This window comes from Pontibacter populi (assembly GCF_040278685.1).
GTDB classification, from domain to species: Bacteria; Bacteroidota; Bacteroidia; order Cytophagales; family Hymenobacteraceae; genus Pontibacter; species Pontibacter populi.
In genome coordinates this window covers 159,408-185,793 of the sequence record NZ_JBEOKT010000003.1, presented here as the reverse complement: position 1 = coordinate 185,793, position 26,386 = coordinate 159,408, and the positions used below count along the sequence as shown (strand labels likewise).

The 26,386-nt window shown below is 47.2% G+C and carries 22 protein-coding genes; 15 read left to right on the top strand and 7 right to left on the bottom strand.

Features of this window, described 5'->3' with window-relative positions:
* Window positions 1-483 precede the first annotated feature (483 nt).
* The 11 genes from ric (at window position 484) to rnk (ending at window position 10,086) form a co-directional block, all read left to right on the top strand.
* Window positions 484-1,446 carry an iron-sulfur cluster repair di-iron protein gene (gene ric / locus ABS362_RS04275; RefSeq protein WP_350411071.1) on the top strand — a complete coding sequence of 321 codons (963 nt, stop codon included), beginning with the start codon at window positions 484-486 and terminating at the stop codon, window positions 1,444-1,446.
* A gap of 136 nt (window positions 1,447-1,582) precedes the next feature.
* On the top strand, window positions 1,583-2,083 hold the full coding sequence (locus ABS362_RS04270) for a hemerythrin domain-containing protein (protein ID WP_350411070.1): 501 nt from the start codon (window positions 1,583-1,585) through the stop codon (window positions 2,081-2,083).
* Window positions 2,084-2,088: 5 nt separating this feature from the next.
* A complete protein-coding gene (locus ABS362_RS04265) occupies window positions 2,089-2,922 on the top strand; it encodes a DUF2249 domain-containing protein (RefSeq protein WP_350411069.1) in 834 nt (277 codons plus the stop codon).
* A 7-nt stretch (window positions 2,923-2,929) separates the two neighbouring features.
* Window positions 2,930-4,237 carry a hypothetical protein gene (locus ABS362_RS04260; RefSeq protein ID WP_350411067.1) on the top strand — a complete coding sequence of 436 codons (1,308 nt, stop codon included), beginning with the start codon at window positions 2,930-2,932 and terminating at the stop codon, window positions 4,235-4,237.
* Window positions 4,218-4,535 carry a metal-sulfur cluster assembly factor gene (locus ABS362_RS04255; protein ID WP_350411066.1) on the top strand — a complete coding sequence of 106 codons (318 nt, stop codon included), beginning with the start codon at window positions 4,218-4,220 and terminating at the stop codon, window positions 4,533-4,535. Before ABS362_RS04260 ends, ABS362_RS04255 begins: the two co-directional genes overlap by 20 nt.
* A 44-nt stretch (window positions 4,536-4,579) precedes the next feature.
* Entirely contained in the window at window positions 4,580-5,035 is a 456-nt protein-coding gene (locus ABS362_RS04250; protein ID WP_350411065.1) for an RrF2 family transcriptional regulator, read from the top strand.
* A 171-nt stretch (window positions 5,036-5,206) separates the two neighbouring features.
* Entirely contained in the window at window positions 5,207-6,205 is a 999-nt protein-coding gene (gene nadA, locus ABS362_RS04245; protein ID WP_350411064.1) for a quinolinate synthase NadA, read from the top strand.
* Window positions 6,206-7,759 carry an L-aspartate oxidase gene (nadB, locus tag ABS362_RS04240; RefSeq protein ID WP_350411063.1) on the top strand — a complete coding sequence of 518 codons (1,554 nt, stop codon included), beginning with the start codon at window positions 6,206-6,208 and terminating at the stop codon, window positions 7,757-7,759.
* A gap of 99 nt (window positions 7,760-7,858) precedes the next feature.
* Complete coding sequence (locus ABS362_RS04235) at window positions 7,859-7,996, top strand: hypothetical protein (protein ID WP_350411062.1); 138 nt, start codon at window positions 7,859-7,861, stop codon at window positions 7,994-7,996.
* Window positions 7,997-8,112: 116 nt separating this feature from the next.
* Window positions 8,113-9,675, top strand: a complete 1,563-nt coding sequence (locus tag ABS362_RS04230; protein ID WP_350411060.1) for an FMN-binding glutamate synthase family protein — start codon at window positions 8,113-8,115, stop codon at window positions 9,673-9,675.
* Window positions 9,676-9,681: 6 nt separating this feature from the next.
* Entirely contained in the window at window positions 9,682-10,086 is a 405-nt protein-coding gene (rnk, locus tag ABS362_RS04225; RefSeq protein ID WP_350411059.1) for a nucleoside diphosphate kinase regulator, read from the top strand.
* A gap of 548 nt (window positions 10,087-10,634) precedes the next feature.
* On the opposite strand, the gene hrpB is transcribed toward rnk, so the two are convergent.
* The 7 genes from hrpB to ABS362_RS04190 form a co-directional block, all read right to left on the bottom strand.
* Window positions 10,635-13,181 (bottom strand): ATP-dependent helicase HrpB, encoded by a 2,547-nt coding sequence (gene hrpB, locus ABS362_RS04220; protein WP_350411058.1) that lies wholly within the window; start codon window positions 13,179-13,181, stop codon window positions 10,635-10,637.
* 250 nt (window positions 13,182-13,431) lie between these two features.
* Entirely contained in the window at window positions 13,432-14,997 is a 1,566-nt protein-coding gene (locus ABS362_RS04215) for an amino acid permease (RefSeq protein WP_350411057.1), read from the bottom strand.
* A 49-nt stretch (window positions 14,998-15,046) separates the two neighbouring features.
* Window positions 15,047-15,409 carry a hypothetical protein gene (locus ABS362_RS04210; RefSeq protein ID WP_350411056.1) on the bottom strand — a complete coding sequence of 121 codons (363 nt, stop codon included), beginning with the start codon at window positions 15,407-15,409 and terminating at the stop codon, window positions 15,047-15,049.
* Between the two features lie 13 nt (window positions 15,410-15,422).
* The gene (locus ABS362_RS04205) at window positions 15,423-17,159 is read right to left on the bottom strand and encodes an amino acid permease (RefSeq protein WP_350411055.1); all 1,737 of its coding nucleotides are present in this window, start codon (window positions 17,157-17,159) and stop codon (window positions 15,423-15,425) included.
* 282 nt (window positions 17,160-17,441) lie between these two features.
* On the bottom strand, window positions 17,442-19,376 hold the full coding sequence (locus ABS362_RS04200; protein ID WP_350411054.1) for a KUP/HAK/KT family potassium transporter: 1,935 nt from the start codon (window positions 19,374-19,376) through the stop codon (window positions 17,442-17,444).
* Window positions 19,377-19,474: 98 nt separating this feature from the next.
* Window positions 19,475-20,128 (bottom strand): DedA family protein, encoded by a 654-nt coding sequence (locus tag ABS362_RS04195; protein ID WP_350411053.1) that lies wholly within the window; start codon window positions 20,126-20,128, stop codon window positions 19,475-19,477.
* A gap of 88 nt (window positions 20,129-20,216) precedes the next feature.
* Window positions 20,217-20,552, bottom strand: coding sequence for a hypothetical protein (locus ABS362_RS04190; protein ID WP_350411051.1), 336 nt, complete (start codon window positions 20,550-20,552; stop codon window positions 20,217-20,219).
* Between the two features lie 217 nt (window positions 20,553-20,769).
* Between ABS362_RS04190 and ABS362_RS04185 the strand changes: the two genes are divergently transcribed.
* From ABS362_RS04185 to ABS362_RS04170, 4 genes are all read left to right on the top strand, one after another.
* Window positions 20,770-22,422, top strand: coding sequence for a peptide MFS transporter (locus ABS362_RS04185; protein WP_350411050.1), 1,653 nt, complete (start codon window positions 20,770-20,772; stop codon window positions 22,420-22,422).
* 145 nt (window positions 22,423-22,567) lie between these two features.
* The gene (locus ABS362_RS04180; RefSeq protein ID WP_350411049.1) at window positions 22,568-23,470 is read left to right on the top strand and encodes a magnesium transporter CorA family protein; all 903 of its coding nucleotides are present in this window, start codon (window positions 22,568-22,570) and stop codon (window positions 23,468-23,470) included.
* Window positions 23,471-23,594: 124 nt separating this feature from the next.
* Entirely contained in the window at window positions 23,595-23,972 is a 378-nt protein-coding gene (locus ABS362_RS04175; RefSeq protein ID WP_350411048.1) for a hypothetical protein, read from the top strand.
* 104 nt (window positions 23,973-24,076) lie between these two features.
* On the top strand, window positions 24,077-26,368 hold the full coding sequence (locus tag ABS362_RS04170; protein WP_350411047.1) for a TonB-dependent receptor domain-containing protein: 2,292 nt from the start codon (window positions 24,077-24,079) through the stop codon (window positions 26,366-26,368).
* Window positions 26,369-26,386: the final 18 nt, after the last annotated feature.

The following is a 26,386-nucleotide window of genomic DNA, read 5'->3' as shown; positions in this document are numbered from 1 at the left end:
GTAGCTCTATAAATTTTTAAGGGTTTATGAATAATTTTTGCGCGTTTGCCTGCGACGGTCTTTAGACTGATAAGGCCGGTTGCTATAGTTATGCTGCCTGTTACAAACTATAAAATGGGGCTTGAAAGGAGTAACTATAGCGGCTATATATATAACAGCTATACTTTGAATTCACTAAGCTATCAACTATAAACCCGAGCCTTTATGAGCAAGGTCACTCTAATAAATGACTTCGGTCATTTTCGCCCTTTCGAGATAGTGGTAAACTTGTATAGTTATTTTAAGTGCCTGTAAATCAAAATTATAAACGAATACTATAAGGCTCTTAATACAGATTTTTAAACTTAAATATGCTGTTGTTGAATCTGTTGTAAAGGTATGACGTTTAATAAAATAATAAAATACCTTTTTATCTTTTATTTTAGAAAATCGCCTTCTACCTTTACCCCGGTGATTGATTATAACAACAAAAAATTAACCAATATGGAAACCACACAAAGTATAGAAAAAACGCTGGACGTAACAGTTCTTGAGCCACGCATGAAGCACCCGACCATTTTCGAATGGTTCGATAAACTGAAAGGTGGCGAAGCTTTTATCATTCATAACGACCACGACCCGAAACCACTTTATTACCAACTGCTGGGCGAACGTGGCAATACATTCAAATGGGAGTACCTGGAGCAGGGTCCTGAAGTTTGGGAAGTGCGCATCAGTAAATTAACTCCGGAAGAAGGCGAAACTGTAGGCGAGCTGGTAGCAAAAGATTACCGCAAGGCACAGGTATTTAAAAAATTTGGTATTGACTTCTGCTGCGGTGGTAAAAAGTCGGTAGCACAGGTTTGCAAAGAAAAAGGCATTAGCCAGGATGAACTGGAGCAGGAGCTTTTAGCCATGGACGAGGCAGAGCAGAATCGCCAGGCCGAGTACGATAAATGGGAGCCATCTTTCCTGGCAGACTATATCGTGAACATGCACCACAAATATGTACGCGAAGCCATACCTGCCCTCTACGAATATACTACTAAAATTGCCCATGTACACGGCGAGCGCCACCCGGAACTGCTGGAAGTTGTGAAGCACTTCACGAACGTGGCAAACGAGCTGGAATCGCATATGCCAAAAGAAGAGCGCGTACTGTTCCCTTACATTAAGCAGTTGGATGAAGCGAAGAAAAGCGGTGTAAAAATGGAGCCTGCTGCCTTTGGTTCTATCCAGAACCCTATCAATATGATGGAGATGGAGCACGACCATGCCGGCCGTGAGCTTGAAATGATCCGTGAATTAACAAATGACTATACGCTGCCGGTAGATGCCTGCGCAACCTATACTGTTGCGTTCAAGAAACTGCAGGAGTTTGAAGATGATCTTTTCCGTCACATTCACTTAGAGAACAACATCCTGTTCCCGAAAGCGCTGGAGATGGAAAAAGAAGTAGTGAAATAGATACCAGTCAGAACCAGGATTTGCAGGATCAGAAGTAGACCGGGGTTTAAACGCTTTATACTTTTCCTGATAAAGAATTCTGCAGATACTGAACATACTGTGAAGCCTGGTTCCGACAAATTTAAATACCACTGTTATGAAAAACGCAATAGCACCCCAGAAAAGAGACAAGAGCCTGGTGCCGCTGTCTCGTGAACACCACTTCGGATTATTGTTTTGCTGGAAGATACGGCAGGGACTGAAGAACGGAACCGACCTGGAACTGATGCGTGCCTATGTGCGCTATTTCTGGGAGAACATACTGAAGGAGCATTGCGATGAAGAGGAGTGGATATTGGAAAGACTGCTGAAAAAAGACGATACGGTAAGGGCACGTTTGGCTGAGGAGCACCAGTTATTGCACTCTATAGTTGACCTGATAGCAAGCGGCAGCCCAATGAACAGAGAACTTTTTAAAGTACTGGAAAGAGATCTGAACGACCACATCCGCTGGGAGGAAAGAGAGCTGTTTCCGTATGTGCAGCAAATGGCAAACCCAGATGAGCTGGAACTGACAGGTAAACTGCTTGCTCACAAACACGACCCACGCCAGGATAACTTTACACCTGAGTTCTGGACTGTAAAAGCCCAGGCTTAATACCCATGAATATAGCAGCTACTACTAAAATATCTGCGCTGATAAAGGAGAACCCGGCAGCGATAGATGCGATAGCAAGTATAAACAGGCATTTCGAGAAGCTTCGCAACCCGGTGCTGCGCAAAATACTGGCGTCGCGGGTAACTATAGCCGATGCTGCCCGCATTGGCGGCTGCGACATTGAAATGTTTTACCGCAAGCTGGAGCCGCTTGGTTTTATAGTTGGCCCCACTGCAACCGGAAGTACCATAACAAACAACACCATGCAGATACCTGAAACTCAAACCACGACAAAGCCGGCTTACCTTGCGCAGCTTCCAGAGCAAAACTTACTTACCCTGGATGTGTGCGAAGATATAGCTACCGGCAACGATCCGTTTCTGAAGATAATGAAAGCGGTAGAGGAAATAGGGGAGAACAATGCCTTGCTGATCATCAACACCTTTGAGCCAACACCACTTATAGCCATCCTGAAAAAGAAAGGCTATAGTTTCTGGTGCGAGATCAAGTCGGTAAATCTGGTGCACACCTACTTCTGGCTGGATGCTGAAACCGGAACTACTGCTGGAGAAACTATAAAATTTGAAACTGGAGGTTTTGAGGATGTGCTGGCACGCTTTGCGGGTAAGATAAAACGTATTGATCTACGCGCCATGGAAATGCCCCAGCCGATGGTTACGATACTTGGTGAGCTTGAAGTGTTGCCGCAACAGGAAGCCCTGTATGTAGTGCATAAACGTGTACCGCAGTTTTTACTGCCACAGCTCGCGGAGCGCGGCTTTAATATAACTATAAAGGAAGTGGACCATAACCAGGTTGACTTACTGATCTATAAATAACCAGACTATGAGCACTGCCACTACTTCCAATTCGCCGGGCAAATGGGTTGTGCTGCCGCATTACGCTTTTGCTGCCCTGGCCTTTGTTGCGCTCAGCATCTTATTGCTGTTCTCTACCGATGCCTTCAGCGGACATTACTTCCACCCGAAACTACTGACCCTAACCCACGTGGCGGTACTTGGCTGGGCAACCATGCTCATTTTCGGGGCGCTGTACCAATTGCTGCCCGTTGTGCTCGAGTGCAAACTATATTCTGAAAAACTGGCTATCTGGGCCTTCGGGTTTTTAGGCGCCGGTACTATACTTCTGGCCTGGTGCTTCTGGCAATTTGAGCTGGGCCATGTCATGCACGTAGCCGCCTGTAGCCTGGTCATCTCTTTTATACTCTTTAACATCAACGTTATCCAGACGGCGAGGCTTGCCCCCAAATGGACCATAGAATCTGATTTTATAGTTACATCGGCTATCTGGTTACTGGTTACTGGTATTGTCGGTCTTATCATGGTGCTGAACTTTACAATGGCTTTTCTGCCGGTAGAACACACGCATTACCTAAAGCTTCACGCACACATCGGTATGGCCGGTTGGTTCCTGCTGCTCATTATAGGGGTAGGGTCCAAACTGATCCCGATGTTTTTGCTCGCACACGCCGAGAGTACTAAAAAACTGAACTGGAGCTATAACCTGATCAATGCCGGGCTGGTGTTCTTCATCTTCGATCATTTGTTCTTCCATACCGCACTGTTGCCGGTTTATGCCGTGTTGGTTGTAGCGGGCATTGTGCTATTCATGATCTTTATTTACGAAACCAGCAAAACACGCCAGCGTCACGACGTGGACCTTGGCATGAAACAGACCTTTTTAGCGCTTGGCTTGTTGCTGTTGCCTATTATGCTGGTATTTATAGTTAGCAGCCAGGTAGCGCTGCCACAGCAGTTGTTGTCAGCAGTTTATTTAGTGTATGGTATCTCGGTTTTCCTGGGTTTTATAACCGCTATTATACTGGGGCAAACCTTTAAAACACTGCCATTTATAGTCTGGATGCATGCGTACGAAGATTATGTAGGCCGTTTTAAAACGCCGCTTCCGAAAGATATGTACAATCATACTATTCAGCGCTGGCAAAACCTGAGTTACCTGATCGGTTATTTACTGCTGGTAACAGGCGTGCTGCTGAACAACCAACAGATCATACTTGCCGGTGCTATCGGCTTTACCATCACATCGTTGCTATACACGGCCAATGTGTTTCAATTGCTAATGCATAAAGTTCAGGAACTAAAACCTTTTTCCTATGGAAACGCAAGTGTCTGAAGACTTCGGAAATGAAGTTTTCGAAACCCTAAAATACATTATAGACCCCGAAGTGGGTATAAATATAGTTGACTTGGGACTGATCTATGGAGTAAGCCTGGATGGCGACCTGCTGGAGATAGAACTGACCCTGACAACACCCGGCTGCCCGATGAGCGGCACTATTACAACTGCTACGGAGCAGATACTTTTAAAACGTTTTCCGAATCTGGATGTAAAAGTAAACTTAGTGTGGTCTCCGGCCTGGTCTACTGAAATGATCACGGAAGAGGGAATGCGACAGTTGGAAGGGAAATAGTACCTTTGCAGCCGTGTTAGTGTTAAAAGAATAAACAGCTTCTCATGTTATCGAAAACAGCGGAATATGCCCTACGTGCCATTGTATACATCGCCCTGAGCGATGCACAAGGGCATAAGGCAGGTATAAAGGAAATTGCAAAAGAGCTGGAATTACCTGCTCATTTTATGGGCAAGATATTACAGGACCTGGTGCGTAAAGGCATTATTGCCTCCATGAAAGGGCCGGGCGGAGGATTTTTTCTGCACCGGACAGCCAGTGAAATAAGCCTGCTCGAAGTAGTAAGTATCATTGATGGCCTGGAAGCTTTCAGGAAGTGTGGAATGGGCATGAAGATGTGTTCTGATCTGCATCCCTGCCCGCTGCACAACGAGATAAAAGCATACCGCGATCAGTTGCTGAAAGTGTTCAGTTCTAAAACGATACAGGACCTGGTAGATGGAATTAATTCAGGTAAGTATTTTATCACCAACCTGCATGAAGATATAGCATCGGCGTAAGATATCAGTGCCAACTATAGTTTAATGCTTAACTATAGATCTGCAGATATGAGAGATTTTGCCTGATCTTTTTATCGCTGAAAACACAGAAAACTTAACCTAACACAAACATACAATCCAGAAATGTTTACTACCCAAACACGGGGCGCTTTCTCTGAAAAACTCAGAGCTATGGAACCTATTGCCCTGCCCGAACAAGAAGAAGCTGCTTTACTTGCTGCTGTGGAAGAGATCCGTGAACTGAAGAAAAAGCATAACGCGGTGGTACTGTCGCATTTTTATATGCCAGCCGAGCTGCAGGTGAAACATGAAGATGGCGGCATTGCCGATTTTGTGGGCGACTCGCTGGGGCTGAGTGTGGCCGCTAAAACCGTGGAAGCGGATTATATTATTTTTTGCGGAGTTAAGTTTATGGCTGAAACGGCTAAGATACTGAATCCTGTGAAACAAGTGTTGCTGCCAAGTTTTGATGCTGGCTGTTCGCTGGCCGAAAGCATTACCGGAGCAGATGTGCGTAAGCTGAAGGAGCAATGGCCGGGCGTGCCCGTAGTGGCTTATATCAATACGTACGCCGAAACCAAAGCCGAAGCCGACATTTGCTGCACCTCGCGCAATGCCATGGATATTGCCCGCTCGCTGGGCGGCGACAAGCTCATCTTTTTGCCGGACCTGTACATGGGCCGAAACCTGCAGACCAAAATAAAAGCGGAAACCGGTAAGGAACTGATACTTTGGGAAGGCAAGTGCGAAGTGCACGAGCAATTCACACCACAGCGCATAACCGGCTTAAAACTGATGTACCCCGAAGCGCAGGTATTGGTGCATTGGGAAGTTCCGGACAATACGGTAACTGAAGCGCTGAAAGGAGCCGGTGGGATAGTTGGCAGCACATCTGATATTATCCGATTTGTTGGCGAGAGCGGTAGCCGCCAGTTTATACTTGGTTCGGAGTGCGACCTGGGGGCAACGCTGCGTGGCATGTATCCACAGAAAGAATTTATAGTTCCATGTATCAAATGTCCGCACATGAAGCAGATAACTATACAACGAACACTGGATTCGCTTCGGGCAATTGGAACGCCACATGAAAAACTTTTCGAAGTAACCCTGGAAGAAGAGATCATCAAAAAAGCCCTTATACCAATTGAACGCATGCTGGCCTTTGCATAAATGGAATCGCTGGAGTATGATTTTGTAGTATTGGGCAGCGGCATTGCCGGGTTAACTTTTGCCCTGGAAGCTGCTGCACATGGCGAGGTGTTGGTTCTCTGTAAAGCTGCATTTTCGGAGACCAACACTGCTTATGCCCAGGGAGGAATCGCGGCTGTACTGAGTGCTACAGATTCTTTTGAGCAGCATGTGCAGGATACCCTTACGGCCGGTGCAGGACTATGCGATGAAGCTGCAGTTCGGTTTATGGTGGAGCGGGCCCCTGCCGCTGTAAAATGGTTGCAGCAGCAAAATGTATTTTTCGATACAGCCCCTGATGAAACTATAGCGTTAGGTCTGGAAGGCGGCCATTCGCACTTTCGGATCGCGCATGTAAAAGACCACACCGGATTAAGTATACAGCAGGCACTAAGCAAAGCAGTTTTCCAGCATTCCCGTATTACCGTTTTAGAACACCACCTTGGCCTGGATCTGCTGACGCAAACTATAGACCAGCAAAAGATCTGTTATGGCATGCAGGTGCTGGATATGGTGAGCTGCAACTATAAATCTATTTTGGCCAAAGCTATAGTTCTAGCAACCGGCGGCTCCGGGCAGGTTTACCAATACACTACCAACCCAACTATAGCCACCGGAGACGGGCTGGCTATGGCACACAGGGCTGGTGCAGTTATCCGGAACATGGAGTTTTTCCAGTTTCATCCCACAGCCCTTTACGACCCGACTTCCAAAGGCACATTCCTGATAAGCGAAGCCTTGCGGGGCGCCGGCGCAGAACTGGTATTGCCGGATGGCACAGCTTTTATGCATCGTTATCATCCGTTGGGCTCCCTAGCCCCCAGGGATGTAGTTGCCCGCGCCGTGTACGAGCAGATGTATCTGCACCATTCCGCATGTTTGTACCTCGATGCCACGCGTTTACCCAATGGTCATCTTCAAATTCACTTTCCGGGTATCTATACCAAATGTAAATCGATAGGCATCGATGCTGCTGTTGAGCTGATTCCTATAGTTCCGGCTGCGCATTACCAGTGCGGCGGCATAGCAACAGACCTACACGGACAAACATCTATAGTTGGGTTATATGCAATTGGTGAGGTAGCTTGTACGGGTGTGCATGGTGCAAACAGGCTGGCAAGCAATTCGCTTTTAGAAGGGGTGGTATTCGGAATAGAAGTTGCCATACATGCCACGTCATCAGAGCCATACTGGTGCCCATCGTTTAAAAGTATAGTCTATAGTTTGCCGGATAACCGGTACGATACAGTGGCGGAAGAAACAAAAACGGAGATACAGCTGTTAATGTGGGAGAACGTTGGTATCGTTCGGACTGCAGAAGAATTATTGCATGCAATTTACAAACTGGCAGAGCTGAAGTTTAGACTAAAGCAGCTGAAAGGTTTTTCGGTGGCGGTGCAGGAAGCTAAAAATTTGCTGACTGTGGCAGAACTGATCCTGAATGCCTGCCTGGACAGAAAAGAAAGCGTGGGCGGGCATTTTGTGGCTTTACAAACTAATTTGCCTGTACTACAGAAGCTTGCAGCATCAGTTTAACTATATGTAACAATATAGAGATGGGGCTGCGTATACAGCGAATAAGTTGCATATCAATAGAATTACTGCTTATTTTGCTCAACCAAATTTAAAATTATCGTGCTGCCATTTAGTATACATACGATACAATTGCCGCTTACAAACCTTGTAGCCGCGTCGCATCACGTTTCTTTAAGCGATGACCTGAACGGCTATTGCCTTAACTTTTTCTCTGCTCCCAAAGACTTTAACAAGTAAGCCGGAACCCCTCCGGCCCCGATTACACCTGCATTTTAGTGCTGCCTGTCTGCTATAGTTTGTAGCGGGTGCTGGCACTAACTGTTTCTGTATTTACTTAATTTCTTACATCTGATATGTTAATCAAACTTAGCGTAAGGCAACTTCTTGCGGTTGCTTTTGCTGTCATATATGCCATTGTTTTTTACCTGGCTTACCAAAATGTAGCCTATTTAGGGTTGCTGGTATTTGTGCTTCCACTGCAGGCAGTTTATATCCACAATATTCGCCAGCCAAAACACTCTATCCTGCGTAACTATCCGCTTTTGGGGTACCTGCGCTACTTTTTCGAGAGCATCCGCCCGGAAATGCGCCAGTACTTTTTTGAGTCTGATCTGGATGGGAAACCGTTTAGCCGTCGGCAGCGCTCTTTAGTATACCAGCGGGCCAAAAACGTGCGCCAAACGGTGCCATTCGGTATGCAGGCCAACAGCCAGGAAAACGGTTTTGAATGGATAGCACATTCCATGTTCCCGGCGCATATAAAGGAAGAGGACCTGCGTGTAACAGTTGGCAGCAGCCGGTGCAGGCAACCGTATAGTGCCAGCATCTATAACATATCGGCTATGAGCTATGGCTCGCTAAGTAAAACGGCTGTTACAGCATTAAGTGCGGGTGCCAAACTGGGCAGGTTTGCACATAACACCGGCGAAGGCGGCGTGAGCCCATTCCATATAGAGGGTGGCGGTGATCTGATCTGGCAGATCGGTACCGGTTACTTTGGTTGCCGCGACAGCCAGGGTAATTTCTCTGAGAAACTATACGAAGAGCAGGTAGCCCATCCGAATATTAAAATGGTGGAGATAAAGTTGTCGCAGGGGGCAAAACCGGGACATGGTGGTATACTGCCTGCTGCCAAAAACACCCCTGAGATCGCAGCTATCCGTAAAGTAGTGCCGCATACTACTGTTGCATCGCCGCCGGCGCACTCTGCTTTCAAAGACCAGTTTACCATGCTGTTGTTCATTGATAAATTAAGAGTATTGTCGAAAGGCAAGCCCATTGGTATCAAGCTTTGTATTGGTAACAAACATGAATTTGAGCTGCTTTGCCAGGAGATGATGCACAACCAGATCTTCCCGGACTTTATAACGATTGATGGAGCAGAAGGAGGCACTGGCGCCGCACCGCTGGAGTTTACTGATAGCCTGGGAATGCCGCTTTACGATGCGCTGTCTTTTGTGCAGGAGATGCTGGTGAAATATAAGCTCAGAAAAGAGATCCGGATTATTGCTGCCGGTAAGATAATTACGGGAGTAGATATTATCAAGGCGATCTCGCTGGGTGCGGATATATGTTATAGTGCCCGCGGAATGATGTTTGCGCTTGGTTGTATACAGGCACTGCAGTGCGATTCCGGTCGTTGCCCGGTTGGTATTGCCACCCAGGACGAAAACCTGTACAAAGGCCTGGATGTGGCTGATAAGCGGGTGCGTGTTGCCAACTTCCATGGCAATACTATAAAATCAACTATAGAAGTTATGGAAGCCTGCGGATTTGGAAGCCTGAACAGTATTACCCCGGATAAGATTTTCAGGAGAGTAGAATCTGGCAAGACGCTGAGCTTTAAAGACATTTATTTTACCCCGGCTGAACCCGGATCTGTACTCTCAAAAGAGCATCAATTTATATTAAACTGAACTTTTATGAACCCCATTTATCTAACCGAAAAAGATCATGAACGCCTGCACAGCCTGGTGCAGTTGCAACGCCAGACAGTTGGCGCTGCCGCTGTAGAAGGGTTGTGTAAAGAGCTGAAGCGCGCAAAAGTGGTAGCCTCAGAAGAAGTGCCGACTGATGTAGTAACTATGAATTCTGTAGTACGCCTGAAAGACCTGAAAACCGGGAATGAGATGGAGATAACGGTAGTGTACCCCAAAGACGCTGACCTGAATGCCCGCAAGATCTCTGTGCTGGCTCCGGTTGCAACGGCTATACTGGGTGGCAAAGTTGGCGACGAAGTAGAGTGGCCGGCCCCGCAGGGAATGCTGTCTTACAAAATAGAATCTATCCTTTACCAGCCCGAAGCTGCCGGTGATCTGTATTTATAGTCTGGTAGTTTCAACTATAGTTTTATAGTTGAAAAGCCCAAAGCCACTGATGATCGGTGGTTTTGGGCTTTTATAGTTTACGAGAATCTATTCTACTAATGCCCTCGCTCGCGTCCCGAGAGTGTGAGTTATCCCGCTGACTCTGGCCGCGTTGCTAATGCTATTATGTGATATGCCGCAAGTTTAGCGATAGCGCAACTTGTGGCTATAAATGAGGCCAGTTTGTAACTGGCGCTCAAACTGGCGGTATGGACGGAGCTTTATAGTTTATAAATTGGTAGCAACCGGCTTTCTAGGGCAGCAAGTGCTTTGTTGCGATAGCTGTTCTGTTTCCGGGCATGTGTTTTTCGCACAGTTGTTTTGTTTCGTTTCTTGCTGGTCCAGCTGCTCTTTTAACTGGTTAAGCTGTTTACCGAAAGCATAGATGTACATTGATTCCATGGTGTTGTTTTTTTATCTGTTTAAGATCTGTTACACCAAGATGACGGACAGACAACATAAAAGACGCAACCGGGTTACAGCTTTTTATAGTTGGCTGAAACTATAGTTTACTGAGGTCTTTTCTTGGTGCCACGGGTTGGTACAGCTGCCAGCGGGTCATCGGGCCAGAAGTGTTTGGGGTAGCGCCCGCGCAGGTCTTTCCGCACATCAAAATAGCCGCTGGTCCAGAAGCTGCGCAGATCGCGGGTAACCTGCACGGGCCGTGAAGCCGGGGAGAGCAGATGTATGAGCAAAGGCACCTTGCCACAACCAATACGCGGCGTATCCAGCATCCCGAAAACTTCCTGCAAACGCACGGCAAGCACGGGTGTAGTTGGGTCGGTATAGTCTAAGGCAATGCGGGAGCCGCTTGGTACTTCCAGGTGCGTTGGTGCGAGCCGGTCCATTACCTGCCGCTGCTCCCAGCTCAAATTCGAAAGCAGCATTTCATTAAAGTCCAGCCTGGCTACCTGTTCTATAGTTCGTAAACCAACCAAATGCGGCAGCAGCCATAGTTCCATCGTTTCTTCCAGCGCTTTATCTGATACATCCGGCCATAGTTCCGGAGACAGTTGCTGCAGGAAAACTAGGCGTTGTCGTGTTTTTAAAGCCTGCTCTGACCATGGAAGTTTTTCGATACCTTTTTCTTGAAACGCCTGCAAAAGTATAGCCGCTACCTGCTCAGCATCTGGGTTTGGCTGGTTGGTTTCCTGTAGTATTAGGGCGCCTAAGCGGGTAATTTTCCGGGCTGTAACTCTGCCGGTGGCTTCATCAAATTTAACCTCATCCAATTCTTCCAGTTGCGCTGTGAAATGCTCCAGTAACTCCGATTTGTTGAGTGGTGCTGCCAGCAATACACGTGGCTGGTTTCCGATCTCCAGGTGCGCTATACTATAAAACTCTGCTTCGCCGAAAAGCTCTGTTGGCAAAGCTGCCCGCTGCCCTGTTACCAGTCTTACCCGTCCTGAAGATTCGCGTTGGGCCAGGCGGTCTGGGTAGGCAAGCGCGGTTAAAATACCGGCAGTATCAGGTTTTATAGTTTCGTTGGTAGCGCGGGTGCGTTGCATCAGGTGTTGGGCCTGTTCTCGTACACGGCGCAGGGCATTTTCGTCGAGCACAAAGCCCGGAATGGGTGGTCGTTTGCCGGTTAAGATCTCCAGGCGTAGTGGCAGGTCTGGCAATGCATTTCCGCGCCCGGTTTCCAGCTGTTTCAGTATGTCCTTTTCAGATAACAAAGCTGCCAGAGCGCAGGCGGTAGCACCAAACCCAAACTCCTTGCCGCGAATAACCAAATGCCCGAGTCGTGGAGATAGCCCCAGCGAAGCAATGGCTTTTCCGTGGGCTGTGGCATTTCTGTTAGTATCTATAGCTTCAAGACGAAGTAACAGATCACGGGAGAGGGCCATGGCGGCGGCAGGAGGAACATCAAGCCAGTTTAAAGCAGCAGCATCTTTCACGCCCCACATCGCCAGTTCCAAAGCCAGTCCGGTCAGGTCTGCTTCGCAGATCTCAGGGTTTTGCCTTTGTGCTAACTGCAACTGGTCGGCATTGGACCAAAGCCTGTAACATACCCCGGGGCCCAAACGCCCGGCACGACCACGACGCTGATCAGCCGCCGCTTTTGAAACAGCTATAGTTGCCAGTGTGGTAAGCCCGGTGCGAGGCACGAATTTAGGAACCCGCGAATAGCCACCATCGATCACTATTTTTACACCTTCAATGGTTAAGCTGGTTTCGGCGATGCTGGTAGCGAGTACTATTTTGCGCCTGCCTTTTGGTGCAGGCTGTATGGCTGCCATTTGTTTTGAAAGCTGAAGGTCGCCGTGCAGGATATGAAGATCTATAGTTGGAGCCAGTTTACCTTCCAGTTGGGTAGCTACTCTTCGCATTTCGCCCATGCCCGGCAGAAATACCAGTAAATCGCCTTCAGGTTCATCGGTGAGCGCTTTCCGGATCGCTTTTGGTACCAGGTTGCCCAAACGCTCTGCAGGCCAGTTACCTGCCCCAGCCACTTCTGATGGGGAGAGATAATACGTTTCGACAGGGTATTGACGGCCTTCGCTGGTGATAACAGGTGCATCCAGCCACTTGCCAATCGTTACAGCATCTAATGTCGCACTCATCACTAATATTCGCAGATCAGGGCGTAGCTCAGCTTGTGCATCCAGGGCCAGGGCTAAACCCAGGTCAGCCTGCAGATTACGCTCATGAAACTCATCGAAAATAATGGCTGCTATCCCTTCCAGTGCCGGGTCGTCCTGTATCAATCGGGTAAGTATCCCTTCGGTTACAACTTCCACTCTCGTCTTATTCGAAACCACATGCTCCATACGCACCCAATACCCTACGGTCTGGCCAAGCGGCTCATTCATCAGGTCAGACATGCGCTGTGCTGCTCCGCGGGTAGCTAAACGTCGTGGCTCCAGCACCAGTATCTTCCCATCGTTTCGCCAGACGGCTTCGAGTAATGCGAGTGGCACAAGCGTAGTTTTACCGGCACCTGGCGGCGCCTCAAGCACAACCCGGGTGTTGGTTTCCAGGGCAGCAAGCAGGCGGGGCAGGGCTTCCTTAACAGGTATGTCAGGTAAGCTTTGTAGTATAGTTGTTGGCGACATTACCTGCAAAGTTCAGAAATCTAATGGAGAAAGCTATAGTTAAATGGGGAGGTGTGGCAATCTGTTAAACTATAAAAAACAAAAACCGCCCGGATCTCTCCAGGCGGTTTTTTATGAGCAAGTAGCAAATATGGTTTATTTCTTTTTCTTTTTTTCAGCTCTTCTGAAATAGAAAGTGAGAACAGTTAAGGCTGTCAGAAATATGAATAATTCAAGCATTCCCATAAGATCACTTTTGCATTAGTTGAAGTTAACTTACTGATACTTTATCCACTTCAAGTGCATCGTTCTGTTTGCGAAGCTTGCTGTGTTTGCGACCATACAAAAAGTAAATAGCAACACCAATTGCCATCCAGATAATAAGGCGCATCCAGGTATCCCAACCCAGGTTTACCATCATGTAACCGCAGATCAGGATACCAAGAACCGGAACAAGCGGCACAAAAGGAGTCTTGAACGGACGCTTTAACTCAGGACTCGTACGGCGCAACACTATAATACCGGCGCATACAATCACAAATGCCAGTAATGTACCGATACTTACCAGTTCACCCAGCAAGCCAATAGGAAAAATACCAGCTATAACAGCCGCTACCAAACCTGTAATGATCGTAGTTACATAAGGCGTATTGAACTTAGGATGTACTTTACCAAATAAGGCAGGTAATAAGCCATCGCGGCTCATTGCAAAGAAAATCCGTGGCTGCCCCATCAACATTACCAATACAACTGAGGCCAGACCAGCTACAGCACCCACACCGGTAAAAAAGTATAACCAGCTAAGCGCCGGACCAGCAGCCTGAAGTGCCACCAATACCGGATCCGGAACGTTCAGCATTTTGTAAGGTACAAGGCCAGTCATAACCAACGACATCAGAACGTAAAGGAGCGTGCAAATACCAAGGGACGTTAACATACCAATAGGCATATCGCGCTGAGGATTTTTTGCTTCCTGTGCAGCCGTACTTACAGCATCAAAACCAATATAAGAGAAGAATACTATAGCCGCACCAGCCACTACACCCTGCCAGCCGTAGCGTGTGGCGCCATCAATCAATACTTCTTTTTCAGGGATGAAAGGAGTCCAGTTAGAAGGGTCGATGTATTGAAAACCAAAAGCGATTACCAGCAATACGATAGCAACTTTCACGATAACGATGACATTGTTGAATTTGGCAGATTCCTGAATACCGATTACCAGTAAGGCCGTCATGACAAGTATAAGTACTATAGCCGGGAGGTTGATAAAAGAACCGGTTGCAGTAAAGGAGTTGCCATCGTAAGCAAGTGGGGCAGCCGCAATAGCAGCCGGTACAGTTATGCCGATCGATTTCAGAAGGCTTACAAAGTTACCGCTCCAGCCCACAGCCACCGTAGCCGCGCCAAATAGGTATTCGAGTATCAAATCCCAGCCGATGATCCAGGCTATAAATTCGCCCAGTGTAGCATAACCATAGGTATAAGCGCTACCGGCAATCGGTATCATGGATGCAAATTCGGCGTAGCACAAGCCGGCGAACAAACAGCCAAGCCCGGCAATTAAAAAGGAGATAACAATTGCAGGACCCGCAGCATTTGCAGCAGCTGTTCCGGTAAGTACAAAAATACCCGCTCCAATAATGGCACCTACGCCCAGCATGGTAAGGTTAGTAGCGGTCAGGGTACGTTTAAGTCCGTGCTCCCCGCTCTCTGATTCTTTGATCAGTTTATCGACAGATTTTGTCGCGAAAATATTATTAGACATGTAAGTAACTATAGTTAGGTAAATAGATAGGTAATGCCATTCCAGAAGAAAAAGCAAAAAAGCTGCGTACACACTTTAGCTATAAAGTATGGCAGGGTGATCTATCAGGCGTAACTATAAACTAGGGAGCGTTGGGGAGAATCCGGAAGCGGATGGTGGCAGATGCAAAAGCCAGTAAAGCCTTTACAGTTTTTTTACCTACATAAGAGGTTTGCGGCCTTGTGAGCTGGAAAACAGTAGTGAAAAGATGTGAATAGGATTCAACATGGCTGGAAACAACCTGTGTATTCGATTGCTCCGTCCAGGCAACCGGGTGGCTTTTCTCTTCTGAAGTTAACTTTTCGTTGTTCTCGAAAGCTGAACTATAGATGTACGTTGCTTTTGCGGGTTGTTTATGCAGCGTAACTGAAACAGAAAAGCAAAACATAGCAGCCCACACCAGCAGGAGCAGTGTTGTAGCTATGTTTTGCTTCTGTTTTAACATATTAAACTACCAACTATAGCTGGTGCTTGCCTAATTTGCTGTTCCGGTAACCGTACACAAAGTATAGCAGCAACCCAAACGCCAGCCAACCCAGGAAACGGGTCCAGTTTGTAATGCCAAGCTCCGTCATCAGGTACAGGTTTGTAAGTAAGCCAAGCACAGGTATCAGCGATAGGTTTTTAGTGAAAGAAAGTATCGTCATGATAACCGCTATGATAATAAAGCCAAGCAAAGGTAACTTGTGCTGAAACTCTTCCCAACCGCCTTCTGTACTCAGATAAGTTGCCATAGCTTCGCCGTTGTAAATGTACAGGATGATCAGCAGGCCGATCAGAATTAACGGCAATACAAATTTTGCATTGATATAAGGTACTCTAAAACCTTTATGTGCTGTGTCAAGCTCTTTCTGCTTTTCATCCATTACCAGGATACCACCACACACAAGCACAAACGCAAATAAAGTACCGATACTTGTCAGGTCAGTTACTTCGGTCAGGTTCATGAATAGGGCAGGCACTGCTACCACAAAACCAGTAACTATAGTTGCAAACCACGGTGTTTTATGTTTCGGGTGGATGCTGGAAAATATCTTTGGCAACAAACCGTCGCGGCTCATGCTCATCCAGATACGTGGCTGGCCATACTGGAAAACCAAAAGTACGCTGGCCATAGCAACTATAGCACTTACGGCAACTATACCGGCCATCGCATCCAGGTTAACGCTCGAGAACACAAACGCCAGTGGGTCGCCAACTGCCAGTTCGTTGTAAGGTACCATGCCGGTAAGCACCAGCGACAGAATAACATAGAGTGTCGTACAGATGATCAGAGCCAGGATCATGGCACGTGGCAGGTCACGCTGCGGGTTCTCACATTCTTCAGCAGTAGTAGAGATCGCATCGAAACCGATATAGGCAAAGAACACAGCCGATACCCCTTTCAGGATGCCGGAAATACCATTTGGTGCAAATGGAGACCAGTTATCGGTATTCACATAAAAAGCACCTACCGTAATAACCAGCAGTATAACGATAAGCTTAAGCAACACCAGCAGGTTAGCCGTACGCTTCGATTCTTTGATACCAATGTAAACCAGGTATGTGATGAGAACCGTGATACCTAAAGCAGGAATATCAGCTACCAGTTTTATACCGGCTATAGATGGTGCATTTAGCCAGGCAAGGTAAGCCTCCTGCAGGTAGCCAGGCAGGTCGGTAAGTGCTTTGCCCTGTGCCAGTTGAGCCGAAACTTCTGTAAAACCACGCGATGCGCTCAGATAATCCATGGTCAGATATTCGGGCATGCCGATGCCAACGCCCGTAAGCACAGCTGTAAAGTAATCAGACCACGAAATAGCCACCGCAATGTTACCAATGGCATATTCCATCAGTAAGTCCCAGCCAATGATCCAGGCTACTAACTCGCCAAAAGAGGCATAGGCATAGGTATAAGCACTGCCAGATACCGGTATGGAAGATGCAAACTGCGCATAGCAAAGAGCCGAAAAGCCGCAGGCAATTGCCGTGAAAATGAACAGGAGCGATACACCCGGGCCACCGGCTGCACTGGCATTACCGATAGTACTGAAAATACCGGCACCGATGATAGCTGCAATACCAAACGAAACAAGGTCCTTCAGCTTAAGGGTACGTACAAGGTTAGTGCCCTGTATGTTGTCGTCGAGTTGATAATCTGCCAGTAGCGCTGTTCCGCTTTTTCGTCGGGTAATGTTCTGTAGAAATTTACGCATGTAGTAATAGGTGTAGTTTAGCCATCTGCTGATGGATAGGTTGTTGTTTGGTGTCGGTAAAGTTATCGTCTGTGACCTGTGCAAATATTTACAGCCACATCCGGATAAAAGCTGATTGCGCGCCGCTTTTGAACCTGATTGGCGGGCAAGCAACATAGCAAGATACTAATAGTTAAGAACCTGCCAATAAAAAACCCTTAAAAAAGCAGCACCCATCGCTTCATAAACTATAGTTTAAGAACGCCTAACTATAGTTTATGAAGCGACATGAAAGCTTATAGTTTAAGCCATTATGCGCTTAAGCTCAGGTAATTTTACAGGCCTGATAACGAGCGGCACTTTCTCAACTTTAACAGAACTGGAATCCAGCCCAAACCATTTGCTTTCGGAGCTGGTGTATTTTTTTATGTTGAAGTACCATTCCATGATCAGGCGGTTCTTAAAGGGCAGGTCGTTTTCGTAAGACAGGAATTTCTCTAGCACTACAAACCGAAAATCGCCTATCAGGTTATGCTTGCTCAGGGAGTCGTAACGGCTGGTGATATCTACCTCGCCATCTGCCACCAGTTCTTCCACCACTTTCCTGAAAAACATATTTATACGCTGCTCTACCCTGAAACCAAGTTTAAAGTCTATCCGGATCACGGTCGGGTCCAGTTGCTTTACTTTGTACTCGGTGGTATAAGGCTGATCAGTGGTTTCCACGTGCACAAACCAGTAAATATCAGCACGTTTCGGTCGTTTCTGAAAGATAGAGTATATCACCTTTGTTTCCACATCTTTTGGTTTGGGCGCACTTGTCATAAACACCAGATGTGTGGTGTATTTTGGTATTGTGTCGTCGGCGCTCAGTTCTTTCAGGGCTGGCAGGTGATCTTTCAGGCGTACATATTCGGCCAGGCTGCGCTTAATGTAAAAGGCTTTTATCCAGATGTACATTACCACAAGCAACAAACTGGCTATCAGCACCGACACCCAGCCACCTTGCGTAAACTTGCTCAGGTTAGCTACCATAAAGGATGTTTCTATAGAAAGGTACACCGCTAAAAACAGGATAACTGCCACCCATGACTTATAGCGAACGCGCAGGAAATAACTCATCAGGATAGTAGTAGACAACATCGATAAGGTAATGGCCATGCCATAAGCTGCCTCCATGTGCTCCGACTCGCGGAAGTATAGAACGATGCCCACACAACCCAGGTAAAGCAACCAGTTTATACTTGGCACATACAACTGACCCTTCTGGTTGGTAGGGTACACCAGCTTAACACGAGGCCACAAATTCAACCGGATCGCTTCTGAGATAAGAGTAAAAGACCCTGAAATGAGCGCCTGGCTGGCAATTATGGCGGCTATAGTTGCAATGGCAATACCAATGATCAGGAACCACGAAGGCATAATGCCATAAAAAGGATTTTCACGGATCGCGCTTCCTTCCTGTGTCATCAGCCAGGCGCCCTGGCCCAGGTAGTTTAGTAAAAGGCATAGTTTCACAAATCCCCAGCTTAGCCTTATGTTTGGACGGCCGCAATGCCCCAGGTCTGAGTAAAGCGCTTCGGCACCGGTCGTACACAGGAAAACGGCACCCAGCACCCAGAACCCGTTCGGGTAATTTACCAGCAGGTTATAAGCGTAATAAGGATTAAGGGCATTAATGATCTCGGGATGTTCTACCAACGACAACGCGCCCAAAACACCCAGCATAGTAAACCACAAGAACATGATCGGTCCGAACGCTTTGCCCACTATCTCGGTACCAAAACTCTGCATCAGGAAAATGAGGGTCAGGATGGTGATAACTATAGGCACAGTCGGGATATCCGGATACAGGATGCGAAGGCCTTCGATGGCAGACGAAACTGAGATAGGAGGCGTAATGATACCATCGGCCAGCAAGGCAGCACCCCCGATCATGGCCGGAACTATAAGCCAGGGTGCTCGGCGGCGGATAAGCGTGTAAAGCGAAAAAATACCACCTTCGCCGTTGTTATCAGCCTGCAGCGTTAAGAAGACATACTTTATAGTTGTCTGTAAGGTCAGGGTCCAGAAAACGCAGGAAATACCGCCATACACCAACGCCTGCGTAACAGGTGCGCCACCCAGTATCGCCTTCATTACATAAAGCGGTGAGGTGCCGATATCGCCGTAAATAATGCCAAGGGAAATTAAAACACCAGCCGTGGAAGCAGCGCTTCCTTTAGAAAGGTTACTCATTTAAAGAACAATAAAACTGACATTGGATAAAGCACCGGGCACAGTTGCATGCACCGGGCACCCCGTATAGTTAATGGAAATAGTTGAATAGGAATGATCTACACTTGTTTGGGGGTTGCCAAACGCTGCTTCACTATAGTATAAACCGGCGGCAGCAGCGATACCCCGATAATACCCAGCACCAGCAGCGAGAAGTTAGACCTGATGCCCGGCAGGTTTCCGAACAGATACCCGATCAGGATAAAGAACACCACCCACACAAAAGCGCCCACCACGTTAAAGATCAGGAATCGTTTATAGTTCATGTTGCTCATGCCGGCCACAAAAGGGGCAAACGTACGCACAATAGGCACAAAACGGGCATAGATTATAGTTCGGCCACCATACTTCACATAAAACTTCTCGGCCTGGCGCAGATGCGACTGGCGCAGGAACCAGTAATCTTTGTTGTAAATGGTTCGCCCGAACTTATGCCCGGTCAGGTAATTAAAAGAGTCGCCGAGGATGGCCGCAACTATAAGCAAACCCATCAGGTACCACACATTTAAGCCCGAAGCAGGCAGGGCAGCAAGCGCACCCAGCGCAAACAGCAGCGAGTCGCCGGGCAGAAAAGGCGTAACCACCAAACCTGTTTCGCAGAAGATGATAAGGAACAGGATCAGGTAGATCCATTTTTCATATTGATTTAGCAGATCTACCAGGTGCTGGTCTATGTGCAATATAAAGCTGATGAGGTGCTGAATAAGCTCCATAAAATTTAAACTATGAGATACAGGTAAGGAATAGTCTTAGCCGGATTGGCTCTGACAACTATAGGTAAGGCTGCAAGTACTAATGAAGTTAAGGCCCGGCCGTGAAAATGGTATGAAGGCCGTTATCAGATTTTGAAGAAGAATGCGAAACCAAAACCTGTTGTTCGCTTAGGAAGGTTAAGGGCGATAACTTTAGCAGGCTCTGAGCTATAGTTGTGAATAGTGTTTCGTCGAGTAGCGGTAAAGCTTCCGGGTCAGTGTAGTTAATTTCCTGGAAAAGGATGGCAGCTAGTGTATTGTTCTCGGATGCAACCTGTTGATTTGCAGAATATTGAGAAATACAGGTTAGTGGAGAAGCCTGTGAAGCTAAAGCCAGCACACTGCACCACAACAATAACAACAACACCTGAAGTTTTTTCATCATTAAGCAGCCCAAGCCAAATAAGTCCGCAAAGGAATAGAGTAGGACTATCTAAAACAACACATCCGTTAAAAGATTTTTTATAGCTGCGGTTTTCAAATAGTTTATAAAGAATAAGTTCTGGCCATAAAAAGTTTAAAATTGTGCCTTTCAGCCCTGGTTTTATTTTGCAGGCTTGCAAACTGTAGCTAATTTGGAGCAATATTTATCTAACACTTACATGTCTACAACTAAATCTAAACACCCTAAAGGACTCTACTACCTGTTCTTTTCTGAGATGTGGGAGCGTTTCGGCTTCTACCTCATGCTGGCCATTTTCTTCCTGTACATGATCGATGCGCAGAACGGCGGTCTTGGCTTATCTAAAGAGAATGCTTCGGATATTTTTGGTACGTTCATCGCGTTTGTGTACTTAACTCCTTTTGTGGGCGGCTTGCTTGCCGACAGGGTGCTGGGCTACAGGCTTTCGATCTCGATAGGAGGTATACTGATGGCTATTGGCTACATCGGGCTGGCATTGCCCGGCGATCTTGCTATGGTTGCTGCCCTGGGCCTGATCATTATTGGTAACGGTTTCTTTAAGCCGAATATCTCTACGTTGCTGGGTGGCTTATACTCAGCACCAGAGTACCAGGAACAGAAAGATACCGGTTATAACATCTTTTACATGGGTATAAACCTGGGTGCTTTTATCGCGCCTTTCGTGGCTTCGTACCTGCGTAACAACTTTGGCTGGGGCTATGCGTTTGCGGCTGCCGGTGTAGGTATGTTGCTGGGTGTTGTCATTTTCTGGATGGGTAATAAACATTACAAAGAGGCCGATGTTCGCAAGCCTGCCGCCTCCAACGACATGTCGCTGATGCGTATTTTTGGTATCGTGATTTTGCCTGCTGTAATTGCGGGGGTGTTGGGCTGGGTACTTATCCCAGGCGATATTTTCGGTTCTAACTCTACGGATGCGTTCATTTTTGGTGCTATTCCGATCATGGTGTTCTATGGCTCACTTTGGGCACGTGCCTCTGCAGAAGATAAAAGACCAATAGCGGCGCTGCTTTCTATTTTTGCCGTGGTTATCGTATTCTGGGCGATATTTAAACAGAACGGTACAGCACTTACCACCTGGGCCGAGTACTATACCGACCGCAGCATGGCAGAAGGTTTAACCGGACCTGCGGGTGCAATTGGCATGGTGCAGGAAGTTGACCAGAGCACGGCCACTGTTCCGGATTATGACCAGAACTTTAGAGCGAGAACTGATGCGGAAGGCAAAGTTATCACCAAAGAGGGCGTTGCGCCATACTTGAATAACCTGCAGGAAGAGCGTTGGCCGCAGGAAGGCGCACCATTAAAGCTCATCTCGACAGAACTGTTCCAATCTATTAACCCATTCTTCGTGATCCTGCTTACGCCATTGGTGGTGTGGTTCTTCGCGTTTCTGCGCAAGCGTGGCAAAGAGCCATCAACGCCTGCTAAAATTATGTGGGGACTGGTAATTACGGCTATGAGTACACTGGTTATGGTGGGTGCTGTGTTTGCCAGCATGAACGGTGCCGAGAAAAGCTCTGCCTTGTGGCTGGTTGGTTCGTACGCTGTTATTACGGTAGGGGAGCTGTTTCTGAGCCCGATGGGTCTGTCGCTGGTTTCGAAACTGAGCCCGCCACGCTTAACGGCCCTGATGATGGGTGGCTGGTTCCTGGCTACTTCTATCGGTAATAAACTATCGGGTGTGCTGGCTAGTATGTGGGATAAATACGACCACAAAGCGTACTTCTTCCTGGTGAACTGTGCCGGGTCGTTACTAGCAGCATTTGCCATCTTCCTGATGCTGAAGTGGCTGCGCCAGATCGTGCATGCCCACACCGGCAAAAGCTAACATTACTGAACTATAGTTTGAGATCGCTCGGACATTCATCCGGGCGATTTTTTCTTTTGCAGATGTAACTTATAGTTGCTAACTAACACCAAACTATAGTGCGCGTAAACAGATTGTTTTTAAGCAAACCTATAACTATAGACCTGTGCAACAAACCTTAGTATCTGCTGCTGAACATGGCTGGGAATGGATCGATATAGAAAACCCGAATGCAGAAGAGATGCAGGAACTGGCCCAGAAATATGGCCTGCACCCGGCATCAGTACGCGACTGTCTGCAGCCGGAACACCTTCCTAAGTATGAGGTCGCGAACAACATTGTGTTCATCATCACCCGTATTTTTGATACCAAAGCCCACCGGGAAGCAGACACTATTCAGGAGCTTACAAATAAAGTATCCATCTTTTACCACGAGAACTTTGTATTTACCATACACCGCCACCCGGTTGATTTTATTGCGGAAGTAAAAGAAAAATACATTGATACAGGGCTGATCAAAACCTCGTCGGGCTTGCTTACACGCCTGGTTCGCTCTGCGTTCCGGACCTTTGATGACCCGGCAGATAAGCTGGCAAACGACCTGGATTACTACGAGACCAAAACGTTTCTGCAGTCAAAACCTGTCTCGCTTACGAAAGGCCTATACCACTTAAAACGCAAAGTAGGGGTGTCTAAAAGGGTGCTGAAATTATCTGAAGTGATACTGGATAACCTGAAACTGCTGAACCTGACACCCACCGAAATGCAGGATATGCAGGATCTGCACGTGCACATGGTAACGCTCTACGACGAGCTGAATGACAGCACGAATCACCTGGTCAATACCTATATATCGCTCTCATCCCAGAAAACAAACGAAGTGATGCGGGTACTTACCATCTTCTCGGTGTTCTTTATGCCGCTCACGTTTATAGTTGGTATCTATGGCATGAACTTCGAATTTATGCCCGAGCTGCATTCTGTTTATGGTTACCCAACTGTAATTCTGGCGATGGCCCTGATCACGCTGGTGGTTTATCTCTGGTTCCGGCGCAAAGGCTGGCTATGATTGATAAAGGTCAATGCTATAGTTGACACAGGTCATTATTTGGGTAAGCTTTGTGGTCTACTTTTGTACCGTGAAGGAAGTATTGGCATAAGAGCCAGTGCTTACATTACAACCCAGGTAAACCATGAAAAACTTTTTTGTTTTAACGCTGATGGCCATTATGTTGCTGCAAACCTTCAGTAAGGTTGTAGTGCTCGTGGATTTCCAGGCGAACAAGGAGTATATCATGGAGTTTCTGTGTATAAACCGCGATAAGCCCGAACTGGAGTGCGAAGGGAAATGCCAGCTCACCAAAAAGCTGAAAGCCCAGCACGATACAGATAAGCAGGCCAATGAACGCGGACAGAAACAGGAAGTGCAGGTAAACCTGTATTGCCAAAGCTTGCCTGTATTTACGTCCTATTCTCCGATAGCTATAGTTTCCTTTCTCTCAAACTATAGTTTCAGCCATACTTCCGTAGCTTACCATAGCATCTTTCATCCGCCCAAAACTATAGTTTAATCTTCCGGCGTGTGCGCCGCTATTACTTCTGAGCACAGTTTATTCCTGTTGCCCTTCTCTTTGCGCACGCTAAAAGTTTTGATTAAACTATAAATTCTGCTTCCATGAGAAGTTTATTGCTATATGCTATGAGCCTGCTGGTTCTATGCCAACCGGCTTTTGGCCAAACTATAACCAAAGGCCAGGTAATTGATGCCTTAACAAAAGAGCCGCTTTACGGTGTAACTATACGCACCACCCAATCAAAGACCGGAACTATAACCGGAGCCGATGGTACCTTTAACCTGCCAGCAACTGTAGTTTCCGACTCATTGGTGTTCTCCTACATTGGGTATGATGCCCAGAAAAAGCCCCTGAAAAAAGATGGATTGTTGGTGCAATTACAACCATCTGCTAACCAACTAGGTCAGGTAGTAGTTTCTGCGAGTCGTGATGCTGCTTTGCGTACCGAAACGCCTGTTGCCATCAGTGCCATCTCGAAAGAAGTATTGCTGGAAACCAAGGTAGTGTCGCTGGAACAGGTGCTGAACAAGGTGAGTGGGGTGTATATGGTAAACCTGGGCAACGAGCAGCACACCATGGCCATTCGCCAGCCGATCGGGTACAAAAGCCTGTTTTTGTATTTAGAAGATGGCATCCCGATACGCACAACCGGTAATTTTAACCACAACGCCCTGATCGAGATAAACATGGGGGCGCTGCGCAACATTGAAGTGATACGTGGGCCGGCATCGTCGCTGTATGGCAGCGAAGCTATAGGTGGCGCCATCAACTTTATAACCCAGGCTCCGGCCCGGATTTTTACGGCCAGACTACAGGCCGAGGGCAGCGACAAGGGCTACCGCCGCACCGATTTCAGTGCATCAAACACAATTGGTAAAATGGGGATATATGTGTCAGGATACTATGCAGCCCAGCGCAATGGCATTATAGAGCACAGCGATTTCGATAAGCTGGCGCTTACTCTTCGGGCAGATTATACCTTCAATCCAAGCACAAAACTTATCTCCTCAGCTAGTTTTATTGATTACCAGACCGACCAGACAGGTGGACTTGACAGCACCCGTTTTTACAGCAAAGAATACAGCAGTCTGCATACGTTTACTTACCGCAAAGTAAATGCCCTGCGCCTGAGAACGACCTTAGAACAGAACTGGAACGAGCAGCAAAGCACACAGGTAACTGCCTTCTACCGCAACAATGCCATCGGCCAGAATCCTTTTTATGCTATCAAAAACATAAAAGATAACCCGCTTAAAGCGAAAGGGGAGATAAACGAAGACGCTTTCCAGAGTTTCGGGTTGATTGCGCAGCACAAAATACGTTTTCCGTTCCTGAATGCGCAACTAATAAGTGGCTTAAGCGCAGACTATAGCCCGGCCACTTACAAAGCGGAACTGATCGACATTGACCGTAGCGAAACCGGCAAGTACACCAACTATAGCCAGACCGGCACATTGCTGACCAACTATAAGGTAGACCTGCTGAACACTGCTGCCTATAGCCAGTTTGAGATCAACCCACTGGAAAGACTGAAAGCTGTGGCCGCCCTGCGCTACGACCGCCTTGATTTTACATTTGATAACCACCTGGAGCCGGGCGCTTTTACAGGTACCCCTGATGAGAAGAACGGTTTCAAAAGCCTTACTCCAAAACTCGGTCTTACTTATGACCTGGGCAGAGACATGGGCGCATACAGCAATTATAGTGTAGGTTTTACACCACCCCAGATAACAGAACTATACCGAGGCGTGCAGGTACCAACCCTGAAACCAGCGAACTATAACAACTACGAACTTGGCGGCTGGATCAGTTTTGCCGATACCAAAGGCTACCTGGATGTAAGTGTGTACCAACTGGATGGCCGTAACGAGATCGTATCTGTGAAGCTGGAAGATGGCTCTTATGAGAATCAGAACGCAGGGAAAACCCGTCACCGTGGTGTAGAATATACTTTGAAATATGCCCCTGTCGAGAGCCTGACTTTCCGGTTTAGTGGTACCAATGCCAAACATACTTACATAGAATATACAGAGAAAGGTGCCGAATTTGGAGGCAAGGAAATGGCTACGGCTCCGCGCTTTATCAGCAATACTGAGGTAAACTTTAAGCCGACAACTATAAAAGGGCTGCGCCTGGGCCTGGAGTGGCAACACATGAGCAATTATTATCTTGATGCTGCCAATTCTGAAAAATATGCCGGCTACAACCTGCTGAATGCACGTGTAGGTTACACGCTAAGCGGACTGGAACTATGGATAAACCTACTGAACGTGACTAACGAACTATACGCCACTACTGCCGACAAGAATGCCTGGGGCAAAAGCTACCGACAAGGCGCACCGAGAACCCTGCACCTAGGGCTTGGCTACACTTTCGGAGCCAGAACTAAATAAAAAATAAACCGCACGATC